Annotated in this window: 19 protein-coding genes; 2 read left to right on the top strand and 17 right to left on the bottom strand. The window is 61.0% G+C overall.

The window, feature by feature from the left end:
- Positions 1 to 179 precede the first annotated feature (179 nt).
- Together MMB92_RS23230 and MMB92_RS23225 are read right to left on the bottom strand one after the other, a co-directional pair.
- Positions 180 to 1046: an ion transporter gene (locus tag MMB92_RS23230; RefSeq protein ID WP_277562946.1), complete on the bottom strand. Its 867-nt coding sequence runs from the start codon at positions 1044 to 1046 to the stop codon at positions 180 to 182.
- Positions 1047 to 1366: 320 nt separating this feature from the next.
- A complete protein-coding gene (locus tag MMB92_RS23225) occupies positions 1367 to 1669 on the bottom strand; it encodes an H-NS histone family protein (protein ID WP_058902594.1) in 303 nt (100 codons plus the stop codon).
- Positions 1670 to 2000: 331 nt separating this feature from the next.
- Between MMB92_RS23225 and MMB92_RS23220 the strand changes: the two genes are divergently transcribed.
- Entirely contained in the window at positions 2001 to 2561 is a 561-nt protein-coding gene (locus tag MMB92_RS23220) for a hypothetical protein (protein ID WP_077021658.1), read from the top strand.
- A gap of 157 nt (positions 2562 to 2718) precedes the next feature.
- Here the strand turns inward: MMB92_RS23220 and MMB92_RS23215 are convergent, their stop codons facing one another.
- The 12 genes from MMB92_RS23215 to MMB92_RS23160 form a co-directional block, all read right to left on the bottom strand.
- On the bottom strand, positions 2719 to 3342 hold the full coding sequence (locus tag MMB92_RS23215) for an acyl-homoserine-lactone synthase (protein ID WP_277562945.1): 624 nt from the start codon (positions 3340 to 3342) through the stop codon (positions 2719 to 2721).
- Positions 3343 to 3598: 256 nt separating this feature from the next.
- Positions 3599 to 4642 carry a LuxR family transcriptional regulator gene (locus MMB92_RS23210; protein ID WP_171984011.1) on the bottom strand — a complete coding sequence of 348 codons (1044 nt, stop codon included), beginning with the start codon at positions 4640 to 4642 and terminating at the stop codon, positions 3599 to 3601.
- A 37-nt stretch (positions 4643 to 4679) separates the two neighbouring features.
- Complete coding sequence (locus MMB92_RS23205) at positions 4680 to 5609, bottom strand: 3-oxoacyl-ACP synthase (protein ID WP_080323226.1); 930 nt, start codon at positions 5607 to 5609, stop codon at positions 4680 to 4682.
- Positions 5603 to 6598: a 3-oxoacyl-ACP synthase gene (locus MMB92_RS23200; RefSeq protein WP_230878049.1), complete on the bottom strand. Its 996-nt coding sequence runs from the start codon at positions 6596 to 6598 to the stop codon at positions 5603 to 5605. Before MMB92_RS23200 ends, MMB92_RS23205 begins: the two co-directional genes overlap by 7 nt.
- A gap of 44 nt (positions 6599 to 6642) precedes the next feature.
- Entirely contained in the window at positions 6643 to 7236 is a 594-nt protein-coding gene (locus MMB92_RS23195) for a GNAT family protein (RefSeq protein WP_277562944.1), read from the bottom strand.
- Entirely contained in the window at positions 7233 to 8351 is a 1119-nt protein-coding gene (locus MMB92_RS23190; RefSeq protein ID WP_058902597.1) for an acyl-CoA dehydrogenase family protein, read from the bottom strand. The genes MMB92_RS23195 and MMB92_RS23190 overlap by 4 nt, the downstream gene beginning before the upstream one ends.
- A 33-nt stretch (positions 8352 to 8384) precedes the next feature.
- Entirely contained in the window at positions 8385 to 9593 is a 1209-nt protein-coding gene (locus MMB92_RS23185; protein ID WP_058902598.1) for a pyridoxal-dependent decarboxylase, exosortase A system-associated, read from the bottom strand.
- Positions 9590 to 11200 carry an acyl-CoA ligase (AMP-forming), exosortase A system-associated gene (locus MMB92_RS23180; protein ID WP_058902599.1) on the bottom strand — a complete coding sequence of 537 codons (1611 nt, stop codon included), beginning with the start codon at positions 11198 to 11200 and terminating at the stop codon, positions 9590 to 9592. The genes MMB92_RS23185 and MMB92_RS23180 overlap by 4 nt, the downstream gene beginning before the upstream one ends.
- 45 nt (positions 11201 to 11245) lie before the next feature.
- Entirely contained in the window at positions 11246 to 12181 is a 936-nt protein-coding gene (locus MMB92_RS23175) for a 3-oxoacyl-[acyl-carrier-protein] synthase III C-terminal domain-containing protein (RefSeq protein WP_058902600.1), read from the bottom strand.
- A complete protein-coding gene (locus tag MMB92_RS23170; RefSeq protein ID WP_230205733.1) occupies positions 12178 to 13065 on the bottom strand; it encodes a 3-oxoacyl-[acyl-carrier-protein] synthase III C-terminal domain-containing protein in 888 nt (295 codons plus the stop codon). Before MMB92_RS23170 ends, MMB92_RS23175 begins: the two co-directional genes overlap by 4 nt.
- A gap of 121 nt (positions 13066 to 13186) precedes the next feature.
- Positions 13187 to 13465 (bottom strand): acyl carrier protein, encoded by a 279-nt coding sequence (locus MMB92_RS23165; RefSeq protein WP_058902601.1) that lies wholly within the window; start codon positions 13463 to 13465, stop codon positions 13187 to 13189.
- A 30-nt stretch (positions 13466 to 13495) separates the two neighbouring features.
- Complete coding sequence (locus MMB92_RS23160; protein ID WP_058902602.1) at positions 13496 to 14755, bottom strand: acyl-CoA dehydrogenase family protein; 1260 nt, start codon at positions 14753 to 14755, stop codon at positions 13496 to 13498.
- Positions 14756 to 14994: 239 nt separating this feature from the next.
- Here MMB92_RS23160 and MMB92_RS23155 point away from each other — a divergent pair, with 239 nt between their 5' ends.
- A complete protein-coding gene (locus tag MMB92_RS23155; RefSeq protein ID WP_006491538.1) occupies positions 14995 to 15828 on the top strand; it encodes an FCD domain-containing protein in 834 nt (277 codons plus the stop codon).
- A 395-nt stretch (positions 15829 to 16223) separates the two neighbouring features.
- On the opposite strand, the gene MMB92_RS23150 is transcribed toward MMB92_RS23155, so the two are convergent.
- From MMB92_RS23150 to MMB92_RS23140, 3 genes are all read right to left on the bottom strand, one after another.
- Complete coding sequence (locus MMB92_RS23150) at positions 16224 to 16505, bottom strand: helix-turn-helix transcriptional regulator (RefSeq protein ID WP_077021661.1); 282 nt, start codon at positions 16503 to 16505, stop codon at positions 16224 to 16226.
- A gap of 16 nt (positions 16506 to 16521) precedes the next feature.
- Entirely contained in the window at positions 16522 to 16848 is a 327-nt protein-coding gene (locus tag MMB92_RS23145) for a helix-turn-helix transcriptional regulator (RefSeq protein WP_012338904.1), read from the bottom strand.
- Positions 16849 to 16915: 67 nt separating this feature from the next.
- Positions 16916 to 17251: a helix-turn-helix transcriptional regulator gene (locus MMB92_RS23140; RefSeq protein WP_012493049.1), complete on the bottom strand. Its 336-nt coding sequence runs from the start codon at positions 17249 to 17251 to the stop codon at positions 16916 to 16918.
- Positions 17252 to 17297 lie beyond the last annotated feature (46 nt).

The following is a 17297-nucleotide window of genomic DNA, read 5'->3' as shown; positions in this document are numbered from 1 at the left end:
TGCGAGCGGGGCATTGGGTGGGCGGTTTCATGCGAACTTTCTTGAAAACCGCCGGCGCTTGCGACCGATGCGCAGGCCGTTACGGCCCGGAGCGATCGGTCGCGGTCGTCCGCTCGATGAGTTCAGTGTCGGCCAGCGGGAAGGGAAGCTGAATAGGACAGGGCTTATTCTTGCCGCGGCTATCGCGCGTCGCGGCCTTTGGCGGGCACGCGGCCGTGCGCATGAGTATCCGCCGCACCTTGCACGGGGAGCGCACCGCCGCAATGCGGGCAGCACGGCCCGTCGCCGTCGGCCGGCCGCGCGTTCGCCCTGTTGCGCTCCATCGCCGATGCAACGAGTTCCGCGCCCATGATCCCGGTCGGAAACGCGATGATCCCGTAGCCGAGCAGGATCGCGCACGACGTGATCAGCCGGCCGAGCGGCGTGACGGGCGTCAGGTCGCCGTAGCCGGTCGTGCTCATCGTCACCGCCGCCCAGTAGACGCCTACCGGAATGCTCGTGATCCGGTGCTCGGGCCCTTCGACCAGAAAGATCACGGTGCCGAGAATCACGACGAGCACGAACATCCCGCCGATGAACACGAAGATCTTGCGCCGCGCGCGCGTGAGCGCCCGGATCAGCATCTGCCCTTCCTCGAGATAGATCGACAGCCCGAGGATGCGGAACACGCGCAGCAGACGCAGCAGCCGCACGTCGATCAGCGCATGCAGGCCGGGGAAGAAGAACGCGAGATAGGTCGGCAGCACCGACACGAGATCGACGATGCCGAAGAAGCTGCGCGCATATGCGGCCGGCTTTCTCGCGGTGCAAAGGCGCAGCAGGTATTCGGCCGAGAACAGCAGTGTGAACGCCCACTCGGCCGCGTAGAGCGCGTGTCCGTATTGCGCGTGCAGCGCCTGCACGCTATCGGCCATCACGACGAGCACGCTCGCGACAATCAGCGCGAGCACCGCGATGTCGAGCTTACGCAGGAACGAAGGGCGGCGCGCGACATGCGTGAGGACACCGCGCGCCGTATCGAAGGAGGACTGGATCAGCGAAATCATGCGCCCGAGTGTACGAGCCGCGTATCGCCGGGCCAATCGGACCTGTCCGATATGAGCTGGCCGATCTTCTCTCGTGCCCTGTTTATAGGGATGCGCCGCAAGCCATCAAGGTTGACGCAATGGCGTGTCTCGAGTGGGTGCCGCTCAGCCTATCAGTGCCGTTCCACGTCTTTAACGCATGTGCTTCGCGAATTTGCAGGGGCCGTATCAATGCGTTGAGCGTTGTCCTGAGACGTTGTGCGCTGTGCCCGCTCAATGCAACTTATTTATGTACCCTGCGTGCGCGACACGAGCCGGGACGGAAAACCTCGTGGTGCTCTCTAGGCCTGTTCGATCAAGAATCGCTCGCGTTTTTTGCCCTTGATCCAGCCGGGTTCTCGACCGCGGCCACTCCACGTCGCGCCTGTTTTCGGATCGCGATACCGGGCCTGGATACGACATTGGGCGACCTGCGTGGCGGATGCGCTGCGCCGACGCCCAAAGACCTGCTCGGGAGTCAGCGCGTATTCGGCCACGCGCGCGCGAACTTCTGCGAGAACGATGTCAAGCTCAGCCAGGCGGGCCTGTTCTGCTTGTTCTCTGAGCTGTTCAGCTTGCGCCTTCAATTCGAGATACGTTGGCATCGAATCGACTCCTATTGGATGAGCTCGCGTCGCAATTGGAAAAGATCGGCACGTACGGCCGATTAAACCGGCTTGCGAAAGCGGGGGTGCGTGCGTTCGAATGAATTGTCGCGGAAAACCTCACGCTTCTGACCTCCATAGTCTCGTAGTTGACGACGCATCGTTCCGCAGCAAACACTGCATCGGTGCACCGGCGAACGATATGCGGCGACATTGCAATCGATTGCGTAGCGATTGAGTTGGTTTTTGCGCGCGGTGTTACCGCTTTTGAGTAGGTTGATCCCGGCGCGGCTCAGTGCCGAGGTGATCATGGTCGTGAAGAGGTGAACGCATGGAACGCCCCGAGAAGGCTGACTATACGAATGAGCAGTGTTCGCTGTCGCCCGACGAATGCTCGGTGCTGCAAGCGCGCGTGCGGCGAGCAGAACAGGAAGTCGGTCGATTGCACAACCGCCTTGAACTGAAGACCCGGGAATTGGCTAATCTGACCCGTGCAATTGTCAATTCTTCCGTCAGCCATTGCGATGTCGAGATGCGATTGCAACGCGAGCTTCGGGCGGTGTGCACGGGCTTGGGCGGCGCCACAATGCCAATGTCTGGTTTGCCCACGCAAGCTGATTTGCCCGGCAAGCTCGTCACGGTCGAATTGCCTTATACGACCACGATCTTGGGCGTGTTGTTCGAGAACATGTTCACGTTTTGGGCCGATTGTGATCCTCGACGCCTGCCAAAATCGTCGACCGTGGCGCGCGCCATCGACGAGCGCCTTGGGTTTTCTGCTCAGGCCAATGGCGAAGCATCGCGTACTGCTCAGGCGTATGCGTCCGCGATTCGGCCGGACTGGGTGAAAGATGCCGATCGCCGACATCATCGCGCGGGCCCGCGCATGTAGCGGGTTCGCGCAGAGCGGGTGTGTTCAAACGCGGCGCGGCGCGGAATCTCGCCGAGATGCCGCGTCAGTTTCTGCTCCGAAGCGGTGTTTGGCACCGGCCAGCGGCCTGTCAATGGCCGCTGGTATCGGGCGGGGGCACTGACATCGAAAGTGCCACTCATGTGGCATGGGCGCCGAGCCGTGTCACGGCGGCCAACAGCTCGTGCGCGTCGCACCCCAGGTTCGTGAACGTCGATCGGGTGATCTCGATTGCACCGATCAGGTAGGCTGGACGATCTGCGGTTTCGGCAGTGTCGAGGAGTTGGAGCGCCAGACCGCAACGCTGGTAAAGCCGTGCCACGGCGCGCGTCATGGCACCGATGACGCATGTGGCGCCCAGTGACGCGGCGATTGCGAGAATCGATGGAAACAGCTGCATTCCAGTCGATGCGCGCATGGTCGGGTTCGCCCCACAGCGGGCGGCAAACCGCGACAGCTCCCAGACCGTGGGCGCGCGTGGCAAGTGCAGAGCCGCTGAAGGCGCGCACAGTGTCTGGAGCAAATACGGCTGTGTGGTCGGTATCAATCGTGCACACCCGCAAATGTGCTGAGCCTGATCGACCGAGACAACGTGAATCGTACGACCGCGATCAAATTGATCCCATTCAGTCAGGCTGGTCGCGTCCGCTCCGGGTAACTGCCAACCCAGTCGACCTACAAACACGTCGTATCGGAACACGCCGAGGCGTCGATGCATCATGGTTGGCATGTCGTCGAAACTGCCAGCGAAGATGGATGGCACGATTTTCCCCTCACACGAAATAGCCGATGCCACGCTATCAAGCGCGTGAGGTGAGGGGAACTAGTTAGGTGGGGAGGTGCGACGCCGATGAAGTTGACAGGACGCCGGTAGCGAGTCGCCCTCGCGATGCATGCGATTGTGCGGGCACGCGCGGATAAGCCCGAATGTGCTGATGGCGCCACGAGTCCACAATGAGGCCCGGCCGATGGTAGGACGGCCGGCAGGAGGAACTACCGCAGACGGTCCTGCTGGCCGCTTACACGTGGATCAAGCCGGTTGTGACGGCATGCACAGCTGCCGCGGTTCGACTGTTGATGCCTAAAATCTTCATCGCTTCGGCGATGTGGTAGTCAACGGTATGGGGCGATATGCCGACAATGGAGGCGATCGCCCATGACGATTTACCCCGGGCAACCCACGCAAGGCACTCTTGTTGGCGCGGGGAGAGTTCAAGCGCTGGCTCAGGCCGATGGGGCTTCATCAATCGATGGAGCTCTTGATGAAAGAGCGCGCCAATTGAGCTCGCGAGCCGCATGTGGACTTCTGTCTTGATCTCCGGCGACGGACTGGCGAGATTCACCAGCAGGATGTCGCCGTTGGTCTCGCGAAGCGGGATACTCACGCCACTGGTTAATCCCGCGTCGCGTGCCTCACCGAGCACGCGTTGCTCGATGCGATTCAAGCCTCTGATGTCGGCCCATCGATAGGGGGTGGCACGGGCAAACGCCATCCGATGGACCGGATCGACCGGACCGTAGTCTCGTTGCGCGTAATGGGCGACCCAATGATCCGGATAGCGTGCGCAAAGCGTCTCGACTGCCATCGCGCGGCCGTTTCCCGTGTGTCTTCGAGAGACTCGGCTGATGGCAAAGCGTGGGAAGCCCAACGAAGCGGACACGTCACCGAACAACTTCAGCAAAGACGACAGGTCCACGGTATTGAGAAAGGCGGTGGCCAGCGGTGCCCATCGGCCGGCCAGGCTTGATGTTAAAGGCTGCGGTACGGTGGGTGTGTCACCCGCGCCGCGTTGACAGACTCGATCCACTGGAGGCCCTCGGAGGAACTTCGCGCACTGGTGCGCGGCGCGGTGGCCGGACGTGCGTCGTTTGGGATTGAAGCAGCACAATGCGTGGCGATTGCAGGTGGCGCATGTTCTGCTATTGACCAATTGATCGCCATGCAAAAAGCAAGTGTAGTCGCTTGCAGCCGTATCACAGCCATAAAAATGTAATGTTTTGATACATCGACCCGCGCACTCGCGTATATCACGTCGGTCCGCGGCTGCATGGCATGAAGCCATGGGCTTCCAGGGGCGATCGGGTGTGGAGTGTGCGCATCTAATGAATCAGCAATGCGGCAGTTGAAAATCCCCCTACGCCCTGCGCATAGAGCACCAAGGGGGCGCCGGGCGCGAGTGGGCCGCTGTCGGCCAGGTTGATAAATGGATCGCTTACCGTAACGTGTGCGATACGGGAAAAATTGTGCGCGAAAAGGCGTTCGGGTGGCAGCCTCATCGATTGGACGAGACGCCGCCACGCAGGCTGATTCAGATGAGGCGGCAAGATGCGATCGAGCTCGGAGAGCGCAATGTGTGCATCCTGGGCGACTTTCGTGATGAGCTTTCGCGCGACGAGCTGGTACTGCGCAAGGAAACTCGCTTCGGTCTGTCCTAGCATTCCGCGCCAGCCGCGACCGCTCGCATGCGTGGCCAGTGCGACGAGGCGATTGGTGCGCGCGTGGCGCTCGATCAACGCGGCGAATGCGCCATCGCCGAGCAGCCCTGACGTGCCCATCGCGCGTTCGGTCTCCATAGGCATCACGTCCGCCCCGACGAGCAGTACACGATGGATGGCGGGATGTGCGATGAACATTGCACGAATGATGCGCAACGCACCGAGCGAGGACGCACAGTGTTGCTGGGCAAACGAGAACGACGGGACGCCTACAAGGCGGAAATACTCGCATAGCTGCCGCGGCAAAGACACCGGTGGCGGGGCGATGCTGCCCTGCAGCGTGTGAGTGTAGACCAGGCAGTCGATTGACTCGGGCGAGATTGGTGTATTGCGCAGCAGCGAGTCGACCGCTTGAATCGCGAGGCTGAAGGCACTTTGCCCGCGTGCCACGTGAAAATTGCGTACGCCGGCCTGCTCGAGCTTTGCCACCACAGCAGCGGATTGGCCGGTGCGACGTGCCCAGTGGCGAACGCAGTCGACATGTTCCGGAAGGTGGTAGGCGACACACGGGATGCCGATTGAGGTGTCTACCATGAGGAGTTCGCGCCAAGGGAGCGCGCGAGCAAAGGCGCACTATGTGCGTCGAGTAGCGCGCAGCCTACGTAGCCGCATGATGCGATATTCCATAGCAAGACGGTGTGCTGTGATGGGAAGGTATGCGTCTGGGCCATGCTCGTCAATTGTTCGATCGAATCCGCTGCACCGAGATTCGCATCGTGCGTGTGCACGCCTGCAAGCGAGGCGATGCCGAGTTCCTGCTGCAGTGCAGCTGCAAGCGCGTGCATGTGGCGTTGTCCGACGGCGGTGACGTTGCACGGGGCAATCGCGTGTTTTGCGAGCAGCGCGGCGATCAATTGCAGCATCGTTTGAAGGTGAGATGAGTCAGGATGCGCGTGGCGATGCGGCGAGTCGTCGCTTGGTGCCGGACAAGGATGGGTTTGAGCGTCGATGAGGCGCAAGCCGCGCGTGCTCGTACCAAAGCGTTCCAGAAGGAGGGCGGCTGCTGCGTCCCCTTGCAGTGGGCCCGTTCCAGTGTGGCGAGAAAACGGTGCCACCCACTTCTCTGCGGCGACAATCAGGATCGTATGTAGGTCGCGTTCGGCGACGAACAAGTCCTGCGCCAGTCGTAAGGCCGTGAATGGGGCAGTGCTGCCCTGCTGCGAAATCGAGAACGAAAAACACGGGCTGCGCGGGGCGCCTACGACGCTTGCCAGACGCCCTGCGGTTGTTGTCGAGATATGTTCGTCAACACTGCTGTGGCAAAAAATGACGATGTCAACCCGCGCGGCAGCGCGAGGCCGAGCAGCACAGATCGCCCGCGTGACGTATGCCGCAAGCCCAGACAGATCGGTGGTGTGGGCGACCGGCGCACGCGGAGGCCCATCCCCCGGACCGATACGAGGCATTGCTGTCGGCCCGAGCGGTGTGCATTCGGTGCGCCACAAGGCCATCCATGCATCCCAGCCGGTAAGCGGCCTCGTCGCGGTGGGCTCAATGGCCGATACCTGTTCGTCGAGCTTCATGATGGGCGGCACGTAGGAGCACAGTGCGGTGACGACCGGGGGCATCATATTGGCGTCGGCAAGCTTAGGTCCTGCGGGAGCAGGTCGTAGAGCAGACGCCCCATGCGTTGGCCGTCGATGACATGGCAATCGCGTTGCAAGCCGATGAGGCGAAACCCCAAACGTGCGAGCAGTCGCCGTGATCGAATATTGCGTTGCGCCGCCCACGCGCCAATGCAATGCAGTTGATCACACTCGAAACCTTCTCGAAGCACCTGTCTCGAAGCTGCGAGCGTCATGTTCGCGCATGCGGCGCGCGTGGAGTCGCGCAGCACCCAGAAGGAGCCGAGACCAAACCGGTGAGTAACATCGCTGATCGCGACCAGTCCGCTTGGGTGGTCCGTGCCGCGTACGCCAAATACGCGTAGCCGATGTCGATCACTTTGCGCCATCGCCTGGACCGCCAGTAAGGAAAGCGATTGTCGACCGAGCCCGAAGTCAAACCACTGCGCAATGGCCGGACGCGCAAGCCAATCGGCGATATCGCGAATGTCGTCGCGATTTGCTTCGCGCAGCCAGCACTCATGTGGCAACGTCGCGGATCTGCCCGAATGGCGTTCGCACAAGTGGTGATCGTGGGAGTATTGGTGCGCATTCATGCCGATGCGCCAGTGGTTGAGTCGAACGTATGTCGAGCCATGAGCTGAGCGAGCGCCGTATCGACACGCATGAGCAACATCGCGAACCAGTGACATGTCGTCAGGCGCGCAGCGGGCGGCAACCCTGAGACATAGCCATGTGCGCCGCAAAATTGAACAAGCTCATGAGTGAGCTCCACGGATTCGGCTGCAATGTGACGGACCAGCTGGCGGACGTGCGCGATTGATATGCTCGGCTCGGCAAGCGTGAGCGCGCGCAAGAAGAGATGCGTGCCTTGCGTTGCAATGAGCATGTCGGCCAGCCGGGTGGCCACGCGCTGATGCAGCATGATCGGCTTGCGAAATGCGCGTCGCTCGGCTCCGTAGCGCAGTGCAAATGCAACGTCGTGCTGCATGGCACCGCTGAGCAAGGCCGACACGTACAGGGCGATGTTGGTGAGCCATGTCTGCGAGGGAGAGTCATTTTGCGCGTCACACTGATCGATCGAGGCGAGTGGGGCGGCGCACAGTGTGCCGTTGCAGCGCCATTGCTCGAGAGAAAGAGCGCCAAGCACAACGAGGCAGCGGCGGCATGCGTGAGCGTCCCCATGGGCCGAGTCGATGAGGGCGAGACCGCGGGCGTGCGGTGTGAGCATCAGTGGTGCAACGGGCGCGCAATCTTGATCGTGCAGATGCCAGAGCGTGGCGGCGTGAAAATCCGGCACCGTAAGCGCGATCGCGCACGTGCCGTTAAAGTAGTCACCGATGGGATGAGGCGCGAGCGCGTCGAGCATGTCGTATGCGCGCAGCGTCATGAGCGCCGGAATGCTCTGAGTGAGTTGTACTGTGCGTTCAATCGGACCACAGGACAACGTGCTTACAATACCGCACAGATCGTGCTGGCCGATGGCCATACCACCGAGAGACGTCGGCAAAATCATGGTTCCCAGATCCAGCGAGCTTGCATGCGTGACGATATCGCGCCAGCCCGCTTGCGACGGCGGAGCAGCGAGCAAAGGCTCGAGCTGGTCTCGAGCGAAGCGTTGGCAGGCGGTGACGAGTGCGCGCTGATCGTCAGATATGGCCCATGTCGGCGGCACCAGATCGGACGATGACGGTATAGGGTTGCGCATCATGGCTCTCTCCGTATTGGGTGTGAGTCATCGGTGTCAGACGAGCATCTCGATTGCTTCGGGATGGCTGAGGAAATCCCTGGGACTTGCCGAGCGCGCGTAGGCACCCGATTGCAGAACGACAACGAAGTCACCAATCTGAGCTTTGGGGAGCAGCACGTCGTCGACGATGCGATCAAGCGGAGTGCACGAGCAGCCGACGATGTGACATCGCTCAGTTGGTGTATCGCCGAGCCGATTGCCGAGTACCACGGGGAAATTGCGGCGCAGTATCTGCCCGAAGTTGCCCGAGGCCGCGAGGTGGTGGTGCAGGCCGCCGTCGGTGACAAGGAAGGTGGTGCCGCGTGAAACTTTTCGATCGATGACGCGGCATACATAGGCACCGGCCTCGCCGACCAGGTAGCGCCCGAATTCGAGCACGGGGCGCACACCGGGCAAAGCGCGTTGCATGCGCGAGAGCCAGGTGTGCATTGGCTGGGCGACGGCATCGAGATCGAGCGGCACTTCGCCTTCGAAATAGGGAATGCCAAAACCGCCGCCCAGATTCACGTACCGGGGCGGCAGTGGCAAATCGGATGCGAGCTTCATGACGAGCTCGGCACTGCGCCGCTGTGCTTCGACGATGGTAGCCGGGTGCAGGCACTGCGAACCCCAGAAGACGTGAAAGCCCGCCAGTGTCAGGTCACATGTGCCCAGTTCTTGCAGTAGCGCCGGGACCTGTTCGGTGTCGATGCCGAATTGAGTTGCTCCCCCACCCATGCGCATGCCGGCATGCGTTATCTGAAAATCCGGGTTCACGCGAATTGTCACGTTCGGGCGCAGGCCCAGCTCCCAGCCAAGGGCTGCCACCAGATGCAGTTGGGTGAGCGATTCGATGTGCACGTTCACGCCGCTGGCCACTGCACACCGTAGCTCCTCACGTGTTTTGCCCGGACCTGCAAAGCCGATCTGATCAGGCGGCATGCCTGCGTTGAGTGCCAATGCCAACTCGGCGCCGGAGGCCACGTCAAAGCCGTCGATTCGCGTGGTCAGATGGTGTACGACAGCAGGCATTGGGTTGGCTTTGATCGAGTAATGCAACTGTATCGACGCTGGCAGTTTTGCACGCAACTGGCACACGCGGGCATCGATTGCGGCGCGCGCATAGACGAAAAAAGGTGTGGAACCTGCACGATTGGCAAGCCGTGTGACATCGATACTGTCGGCGAACAGGACGTCATGGCGGCGGGTCAATGATCGATTCATATTGGCCTCGCTTGGTTGTTCGGCGCGCTCACGAGTGCGTCTCGCAAGGCTACGCGATCGAATTTGCCGTTGGCATTGCGCGGGATGTCCGTCTGAACGATGATGCGATGCGGCACCATGTAGCTGGGCAGGCGTTGCTTGCACCACGACAGCAGCGTTCGGGCGAGAAACGGCGTGACTGCCGGCACGACGACCAGCGTGATCGTCTCGCCGAGCGCATCATCGGGTACACCCACGGCGGTGACTTCGGAAACAAGACCACTTTCGTGGATGATTTCCTCGATTTCTTCCGGGCTAATCCGGTAGCCGGAACTCTTGATTTGCGCGTCGTTGCGCGCAATGAAATACAGAAAGCCGTGCGCATCGCGTCGCACGAGGTCCCCAGACCAGACTGCGGTATCTGGCGCAGCCCCGCCAGGTTTATGCTCGGGCGAGGGACGATAGCGCTCGGAGGTTCGCGCTGCATCACCCCAGTAGCCCATCGTGACGCACGCGCCGACGTGTACAAGTTCGCCGGGTTCGTCAGGCGCACACGGCGAACCATCGGGGCGCACGACCAAGATGCGTGCATTGGGCACGGCCTTGCCGATCGAGTCAGGGCGGTGATCGACTTCGGCGGGGTCGAGGTAGGTCGAGCGGAACGCCTCGGTTAGACCATACATGAGGTAGGGTTTGGCATGTGGAAACAGCGCACGCAGGCCTTGCAGTACTGCCCTGGGCATGCGGCCACCGGTATTGGCAAAGTAGCGCAGCGTGGCGCACGCTGCATCGGGCCAGCGAGCATGGGCCAGTTGCATCCACAACGGAGGCACGCCCGTGATTGCGGTGATACGCTCGCGCGCGCAGGCCTCTATCACGTCCTGTGGGCCGAGATAATTGACAAGGACAGCGGTGGCGCCGCTTGCCCAGGCCGACGTAAGTTGGCTCAGGCCTGCATCGAAGCTAAGCGGAAGGACGGCCAGGATTCGATCGGCGCACGTATGGTTCAGATAATGAGCGACGCTCCACGCACCTTCGAGCAGGTTGCGGTGGCTGAGCATGACGCCCTTGGGTCGCCCCGTCGAGCCGGATGTATAGAGAATGGCCGCGAGGTCCGTGTCAATGCCCGATGTCGGGACATCGGATGCTTTTCGTTGCGTGTCGATAGCCGCCCGAGCGAAGCACTCGCTCCAACGATGGACCCGTGCAGTCCCGTCGTATGTAGGTGCCGTTCCATCGTGGGCTTCTGTGAGAATCGTATGGGTGAGGGCGGGCGGCCCGTTCTCGGCTAGCAAGCGTGCACGCGTTGCGCTGGTAATCAGGCAGATCGCGCCGCAGTCGTGCAGGATATGTGCGACCTGTTGCGGTTTGAGCAGCGGATTGATCGGCACAAAAACGCAGCCTGCGGCGGCAATACCCAGCAGCGACACGACGGTTTCGATGCGCTTTTCCAGAAAGATGCCGATACGTGCGCCAGGCGCGATGCCGAGCGAGGCGATCGCGTCGCCAAGTGCACATGCGCGCTCGGCAAGTTCCTGGTAGCTCAGGTGGATATCGCCGAATACGATCGCGTGCGAATCGGGTGCCTGATATGCGGCTGCCTGCACGAGGTCGAGTATGTTTCGCATGGTATGGAATGGCGTCGTCGGGTTGAGGAAGATGCTCGGTGTTCGTCAATGACGAATCACCAGGGCGCCGAAGCAGCCGGCCATACCACTAGAAAAAAGCAACGACCATTCACCGGCCTGCTGGTTGCGACAGGTCTCGAAATTGATGAACGGATCCGCGCCGAATGCGTGGCCGACCGTGCCGAAATTCGCGATGAATAGCCGCGCCTCGGGAATGGTGAGCATTCCCATCAACCGTGCCCAGCCGGGGAGATTGACGTGGTGAGGCAATACGTACGCGATGTCATCCGGTGCGATGTTTGCCTGGCGAATAGCTGCGCGCATGGTGGTAAAGGCCGACCAGTAGTACCGATCGTCTGGAATCGGCTGCAAGGTGTCGTCCGTCCCGCGAAAGAAGCGCGCATCGGTATATAGATGCAAGCTGGCGATGACGTTGTGTCCGGCCCCTCGTTCAAGTAGCAACGCGCATGCGCCGTCGCTATGCAGCGCAAGGTCCCCAATCGCACGAAGTCGATCGCAGCCCGAACCAATGACGTCCGCACACACGATGATGGCGCGCTCGATAGTGGGGTATCGCGCCGCAAGCGCAAGCAGTATCCGGATGGCTGCCATCGGAGACACGCACTGCTGCTGCGTGACGGAGAACGTCAATGCCCGGTTCAGTCCGCAATGGCGTTGAATGTAATGGGCTGTACTGGCAGGTGGCGCGAGCGCGCTCGTCTGTATCGTATGCGTGTGAATGAGGGCATCGACTGTTGAGCGCGGTGTGGCGGTTTCGCGCAAAAGTGTCGTGATAGCACGTACGGCCAGATTTGCTGGGGACCCACCCTCGGCGTCGTGGAACTGCCCCACACCGTGATCGCGTAGCGCACGAGCGCTCGCGTCAGACAGGCCGCAACGTTCGACCCACTGATTTACGTGTATGGTTTGAGCCGGCAGACAGTGGGCGACCGCGGAAAGCGAGAAGGGACTCGTTCTCATGATGGTGCTTCGCAGAATTGAAGAATCGCACAGGCGACTTGGCCGTGAAATCCCGTAGACCATACAAGCAGATGTTGGCCATCGCGCGGAGAAACAGCCCGCGTGAGGCTATCAAGACGCGCAGGTGTGTGTGCTGCGCAAAGGTGGCCGGGCGTGTCATCTGCGAGCCAGATGCGCTCAAGCGGCAAGTCACCGTGCGCACGGATACTGCGCAATAGTCGGTTATCCGTCTTCGCTGGGACAATCCAGTCCATTTGTGTGGCCTGACAGGCAGCTCGTGCCAGCGCCTTGTTGATGGCGCCGATAAGCGTGGCGGAATCGACAGGCGTTGCGATGACGCTGGAGCTGCTGGGCGTGGCCGGCGTACAGATGGTCAGGCCGCGCACGCGCCAGCCAGGTGTCGGATGGCGTGTGAGGAGAGCGGCAGCGGCTCCATCGGCGAGGCGCGTGTGTAAGTCAACGTACCGAGAAAAGGGCGGAAGCCAGCGCTCGGCCGCGACAATCAGGACGGTATTGAGCTCGATGTCCGCATCCATCATGGCTAGCGTGAGATCGAGCGCCGTTGCAAACGAGACGTCCTGAAGCTGCCCGATCGCGAATGGCGGGCGACGCGATGCCAGCTCGTGATGCAAACGTCCCGCACAGGACAATGCCAGATCGTGTTCGAAGCTGGTCGAGCAAACGATTATCTGGTCTGGCCGGGGAGGTTGTGAGGCACCGTCATACAACAGGCGTGCCGCGCATAGTGCCATGTCGGACAGTGAGAGATTCGACTCTGCTACGAAGAGCTCATCTGAAAGCGTAGGCGGCGAAGGCGCCTTCGGAGCGCGTTCGGTCTCACATTCATCACGCCAGCGCAGTGTGTCGCCATAGACCGCTTGCATCACGGAATCAAGCGGGCATTGCCGCAGTGGCGAGCTCACGTCGGTGCGTGTAGGGTGCGCGCTGCGTGCGAATGGAATGTACTGAGCGGTGGCGACGATCCTGGGCGCCGGAGCCCTGGACTCAGCTCGAGGAAACATGGGAGGCGACGAATGCAACCAGGTTGTCGAATCGCAGGAAGAGGTCGCTGCTCAGATCTTCAGGGTCAAGCACAAACTTGAAGCGCTGCTCCACTTGCAGCAGAAGTTCGGTCATGTTCATTGAATCGACACCAAGGTCGAAAAGGTTTGTGTCGCCCTCGATGAGCTCGGCGCTCAGATGCGTGCCGAGCGTTGACAGCAGACAGGATTTGAGGGCGGTAGCAATATCGTCAGGGCGATTTGATACAGAATTGGATGTCATGAACGTCTCCGGTATGAAGGGCAGGTGAGGTCATGCACGCGGCAAGGCGGCCGAATGTGCAAGCGCGTCTGAAGTGGAATCCCACGGCAATTGCGGCGCGCGTTGGGCAGCGCGGGCGATCATCAGGCGCTGCATGTCGCCGGTGCCCTCCATGATGTCGAACGCCTTGGCGTCTCGGCAGCATTGTTCGAGCGATGGACAATGCGCGATACCGCCAAGCCCAACGAGCGCGAGTGCTGCTCGAGTGACGTGGGCTGTCACGTGTGCGGCGTATGCCTTGGCCATCGAGGCGTGCATGGCGCTCGGCTGGCCCTGATCTGCGAGCCATGCGGCGTGATGACAGAGCAGGCGCGCGGTCGTGATATGCCGGTCGAGATCCAAAAGATGCACGTCGACGTCGCCGGGAGTGCATCGCAGGTCGGCCGGATGTGAGCCTGATTCGAAATAGGCTGTGAGTTCGTCACGTACCCGCCGACACGTGCCGACCATCACTGCGGAGAGCAGCGGCCGAAAATAGTCCCATGACCGTTGCGCGCCGGAAAACGCATCGCTCAATGACGCTTGGTCGTCGCGCGCGAGGCAAGCATCGTCAGGCACTTCGCAATCGCTGTACGACAGCACGGCCAGTTGGCTGGCCCGCAGCCCGGCCATATGTTCGACACGCATGACCGAGAACCCCGGCGTGTCGTGCTCGACGTGAAATGCCCGGATGCCGAAGCGGCCCGCGTTGCGGTTGACCGTTGCGAACGTGATGATCGTGTTCGCGCGCGCGCCGTTCGTGATGAAACATTTGGTGCCATTGAGCACCCAGCCGTGCGCGGTTTTGCGGGCCGACGTCCGCATGGCTGTTGCGTCGGACCCGCAATCGGGCTCCGTAATCGCAAACGCACCCCAACGTGGCGCGTCGCTGTGAAAGCCTGCGAAGAATGCTGCCTGCTGCTGTTCGTTGGCGAGCGCGAGAACCGGAGGCATGGCAAGCCCTGGGCCGGGCAGGGCCAGCGCGAGCGCGGCGTCCGCGTAGCCCAGATATTCCATCAACATCACGCGTGAGACGAGCGATTGCACCCCGGGACATCCCCCGAATTGGCTCGGCACGAGATTCAGATTCAAAGCGCGGACCGTATCGCCTTGCCAGAACGTTGCAGGAATTTGTCCGGTACGATCCGCTTCGTCGCGATGTGCGCGTATTTGCGCGTATAGGCGATCGAGATCCAGCCCGGAGGCTGCCAAGGCCACCTTAAGCGTTGCGACCTCATGGCACGGTTGTGATGTTTGCAGAGCGTCTGGCATGTCCGATCGTTCCGAATGGCGCACGCGCGCCGGCCGATGGCGTGGCATGGACGACATGCTTGCGCGGCGTCCATGCCGTGTGACATGCAGCGTAGGCATCTGAGGGAGGGTTGGCTACCTCCCAACCTAGGGAGGGTGGCGTTGGGTGAGGCCGGCCACGGATTTTCGCCAGCGACGACAGGGATGCCCGATAATGCGCCGATATTGGATGACGCTGGCCAACCACGGACGTGACTAACATGGCAGGACGACAACGAGCAACGCGTAAAACGCAATCTATGCCGCCGGACAAACGCGGCCCGCGTACGACCAAGCGGGGCGATCAGGTGGCCGAGCTGATCAAGGGCTGGATTAACGACGGGCGGGTGCGCCCGGGCAAGCGACTGAACAAGGAAGCTGAGCTACAGCAGATGTTCAACGTGAGCCGCGGCTCAATGCGCGATGCGCTCAAGGCACTGGAAGTGCAGGGACTCGTGAGCCTCAGTACAGGCCCCGAGGGAGGCGCCACAATTACGCGTGTGCCGCTTGCGCGGGCATTCCAAGCTCTGCAGAACTATTTGTTCTTCGAGAACGTCACGCTCGAGGAGCTTTATGCGGTGCGACGCACGCTCGAGCCGATTGTCGCTGCTGGCGCAGTAGCGCATTTGACTGATGCAGATTTCGAAGCACTCGAGCGCAGCATTTCAGTGTGCGAGCCGTTTGTGGCCGGCCACGAGCAGGCGCTTGATCAGCGCTGCGAGGATATCCATTTTCACGACGTGCTGGCCGCGGCTCATCCGAACGCGTTTTTGCGGTGCCTTTGCCGGATCATCAATCAGATGCTGCACTCGCTGGTGATTGTGGCGGGCAACGTCACGCAGCGTGACTATCAGGCGTTCGGCCGTACGACGCTCGCTGCGCACCGTGCAATTCTCGAGGCTGCACGGCGGCGCGATGCTCAGGCAGTGGAGCGCCTGATGGCCGCGCATATGGACGAGGCCGAGGCACAACTGCGGAAAGTACATGCCGCGTTGAGGCAAAAGCTTGTGCTCGACTCCGAACTCGATACGCAGATGAGCCGCGACGCGTCCTGAGGCGGCATCCACCGACAGCACGGTTCCGCCATCGCATGGTCTGCGCATGCCCGCCGAAGTTCACGACATGTCAGTCACAATGCGCCGGTTAATTACAATAAATGAACTAAAAGAGTGTCGAGGTGCTCATCGAGAGGGTACGTAGGCGGGGAGCTTGGAGGGAATTGCCGGGGTAAACGCTGACATTTTGTCGCTTGACCAGGTGAGATATTCGATCGTAAATTTATGATAATAAATAGACGTCAAGATCGAAGCTGCGCGTGTACCGGTCCGACCGATCTCCGTGGCGGTTCATCGCGTCAGGTCGAGGCCGGCGAGGTTCTATTCCAAGGCAGCGGCGATCGTTGGCGGACTGATTGTGAGTAACGACTGGCCGATCGCCGCCGGCGAGAGGCTCATGGTTGTTGTTTGTGTGAGGCCGACGGGATCTGGCGAAGATCTGCTCGAGTCTCTGCTGCTCTAACCAATTGCGAGAGAGAGGTATCGAGGGCTGCAGCAAGCGCAAGCAGAGCGTCGATCTTGGGGACTATTTGGGCACGCTCAACCAAAGAGATCGTGTTCGGATGGACGTTGGCCCGCGTCGCGAGGCCTACTTGGGTAAGCTTCTTTGTTTGGCGACGTGTGCGAACTTCGTCTCCAAGGGCCCTGATAAAGTGCGCAGTGGTTGGGCTATTCACCGACGGGAGTGACGGGCTATTCTTGCGCGAGCGATTCTGCCGCGGCGACTAGGGCCCGCTTCTTTTCTTTGCTCAGTCGCCCAGCAATTAGGAGAAGGTTGGCCAGCAAGTCGTCCTCCTCGTACAGGAAGCTTGTCGGAATGAGAAGCGCTCGGGCGAGCCGCTGGCTGGTCTGTACGGTTGGAGCATGCTTGCCCTTCTCGTACTGGTTGACGCGAGCGCTGGCGGAAAATTCGTCGATTCCAGCCAGAATGCCAAGCTGTTCCTGGGTGAGGTCGGTACGCAACCGCGCCTGCTTCAGGCGTTTTGAAAACACAGAGGTGACGGTCGAGTCGCTGGACATGCATCAAGTGTCCAGGAATCGATTGCCCGGTTTGCTAAGTAACTCTTAGTTCGGGCGTTGTCGGGAATCAGGAGGCGGCGGTTCGTGACAGTCGCTCAGCGTATTCGAGAAGTGCTTCTAGGCTGTCCTGCGGGAGCGGTGCAGCCGCGACGAGAAGCCGCGCAAGGAGGTCATTGCCTTCGTATAGGAAGCTGGTTGGGACGTGGAGTACTCGGGCGAGACGGTGGGCCGTCTGAAGCTTGGGCGCGTGTTTGCCGGTCTCGTACTGATTCACGCGTGCGCTTGCCGAGAATTCATCAATTCCGGCTTCGATGCCGAGCTGTTCCTGGCTCAGGCCCGAGCGTAGACGTGCCTCTCTGAGACGCTTGGGGAAGATCGAGGATGTCGATAAGGTCCGACGCATCCTAAGAGTTTCTTAATTTTTAATGGACTTTTTGCTAAGTATTTCT

Source organism: Burkholderia sp. IO2 (assembly GCF_029522185.1).
Taxonomy (GTDB): domain Bacteria; phylum Pseudomonadota; class Gammaproteobacteria; order Burkholderiales; family Burkholderiaceae; genus Burkholderia; species Burkholderia cenocepacia.
This window is presented reverse-complemented; position numbering and strand designations above follow the sequence as displayed.

Coding starts and splice junctions, on each gene's coding strand:
- MMB92_RS23210 (WP_171984011.1), bottom strand. CDS start 4,642: ATGGCTTCATGCCATGCAGCCGCGGACCGACGTGATATACGCGAGTGC.
- MMB92_RS23200 (WP_230878049.1), bottom strand. CDS start 6,598: ATGAAGCTCGACGAACAGGTATCGGCCATTGAGCCCACCGCGACGAGG.
- MMB92_RS23145 (WP_012338904.1), bottom strand. CDS start 16,848: ATGTCCAGCGACTCGACCGTCACCTCTGTGTTTTCAAAACGCCTGAAG.
- MMB92_RS23180 (WP_058902599.1), bottom strand. CDS start 11,200: ATGCGAAACATACTCGACCTCGTGCAGGCAGCCGCATATCAGGCACCC.
- MMB92_RS23195 (WP_277562944.1), bottom strand. CDS start 7,236: ATGAATGCGCACCAATACTCCCACGATCACCACTTGTGCGAACGCCAT.
- MMB92_RS23140 (WP_012493049.1), bottom strand. CDS start 17,251: ATGCGTCGGACCTTATCGACATCCTCGATCTTCCCCAAGCGTCTCAGA.
- MMB92_RS23170 (WP_230205733.1), bottom strand. CDS start 13,065: ATGCAAGCGGTCTATGGCGACACACTGCGCTGGCGTGATGAATGTGAG.
- MMB92_RS23155 (WP_006491538.1), top strand. CDS start 14,995: ATGGCAGGACGACAACGAGCAACGCGTAAAACGCAATCTATGCCGCCG.
- MMB92_RS23175 (WP_058902600.1), bottom strand. CDS start 12,181: ATGAGAACGAGTCCCTTCTCGCTTTCCGCGGTCGCCCACTGTCTGCCG.
- MMB92_RS23230 (WP_277562946.1), bottom strand. CDS start 1,046: ATGATTTCGCTGATCCAGTCCTCCTTCGATACGGCGCGCGGTGTCCTC.
- MMB92_RS23205 (WP_080323226.1), bottom strand. CDS start 5,609: ATGGTAGACACCTCAATCGGCATCCCGTGTGTCGCCTACCACCTTCCG.
- MMB92_RS23165 (WP_058902601.1), bottom strand. CDS start 13,465: ATGACATCCAATTCTGTATCAAATCGCCCTGACGATATTGCTACCGCC.
- MMB92_RS23160 (WP_058902602.1), bottom strand. CDS start 14,755: ATGCCAGACGCTCTGCAAACATCACAACCGTGCCATGAGGTCGCAACG.
- MMB92_RS23185 (WP_058902598.1), bottom strand. CDS start 9,593: ATGAATCGATCATTGACCCGCCGCCATGACGTCCTGTTCGCCGACAGT.
- MMB92_RS23225 (WP_058902594.1), bottom strand. CDS start 1,669: ATGCCAACGTATCTCGAATTGAAGGCGCAAGCTGAACAGCTCAGAGAA.
- MMB92_RS23190 (WP_058902597.1), bottom strand. CDS start 8,351: ATGATGCGCAACCCTATACCGTCATCGTCCGATCTGGTGCCGCCGACA.
- MMB92_RS23220 (WP_077021658.1), top strand. CDS start 2,001: ATGGAACGCCCCGAGAAGGCTGACTATACGAATGAGCAGTGTTCGCTG.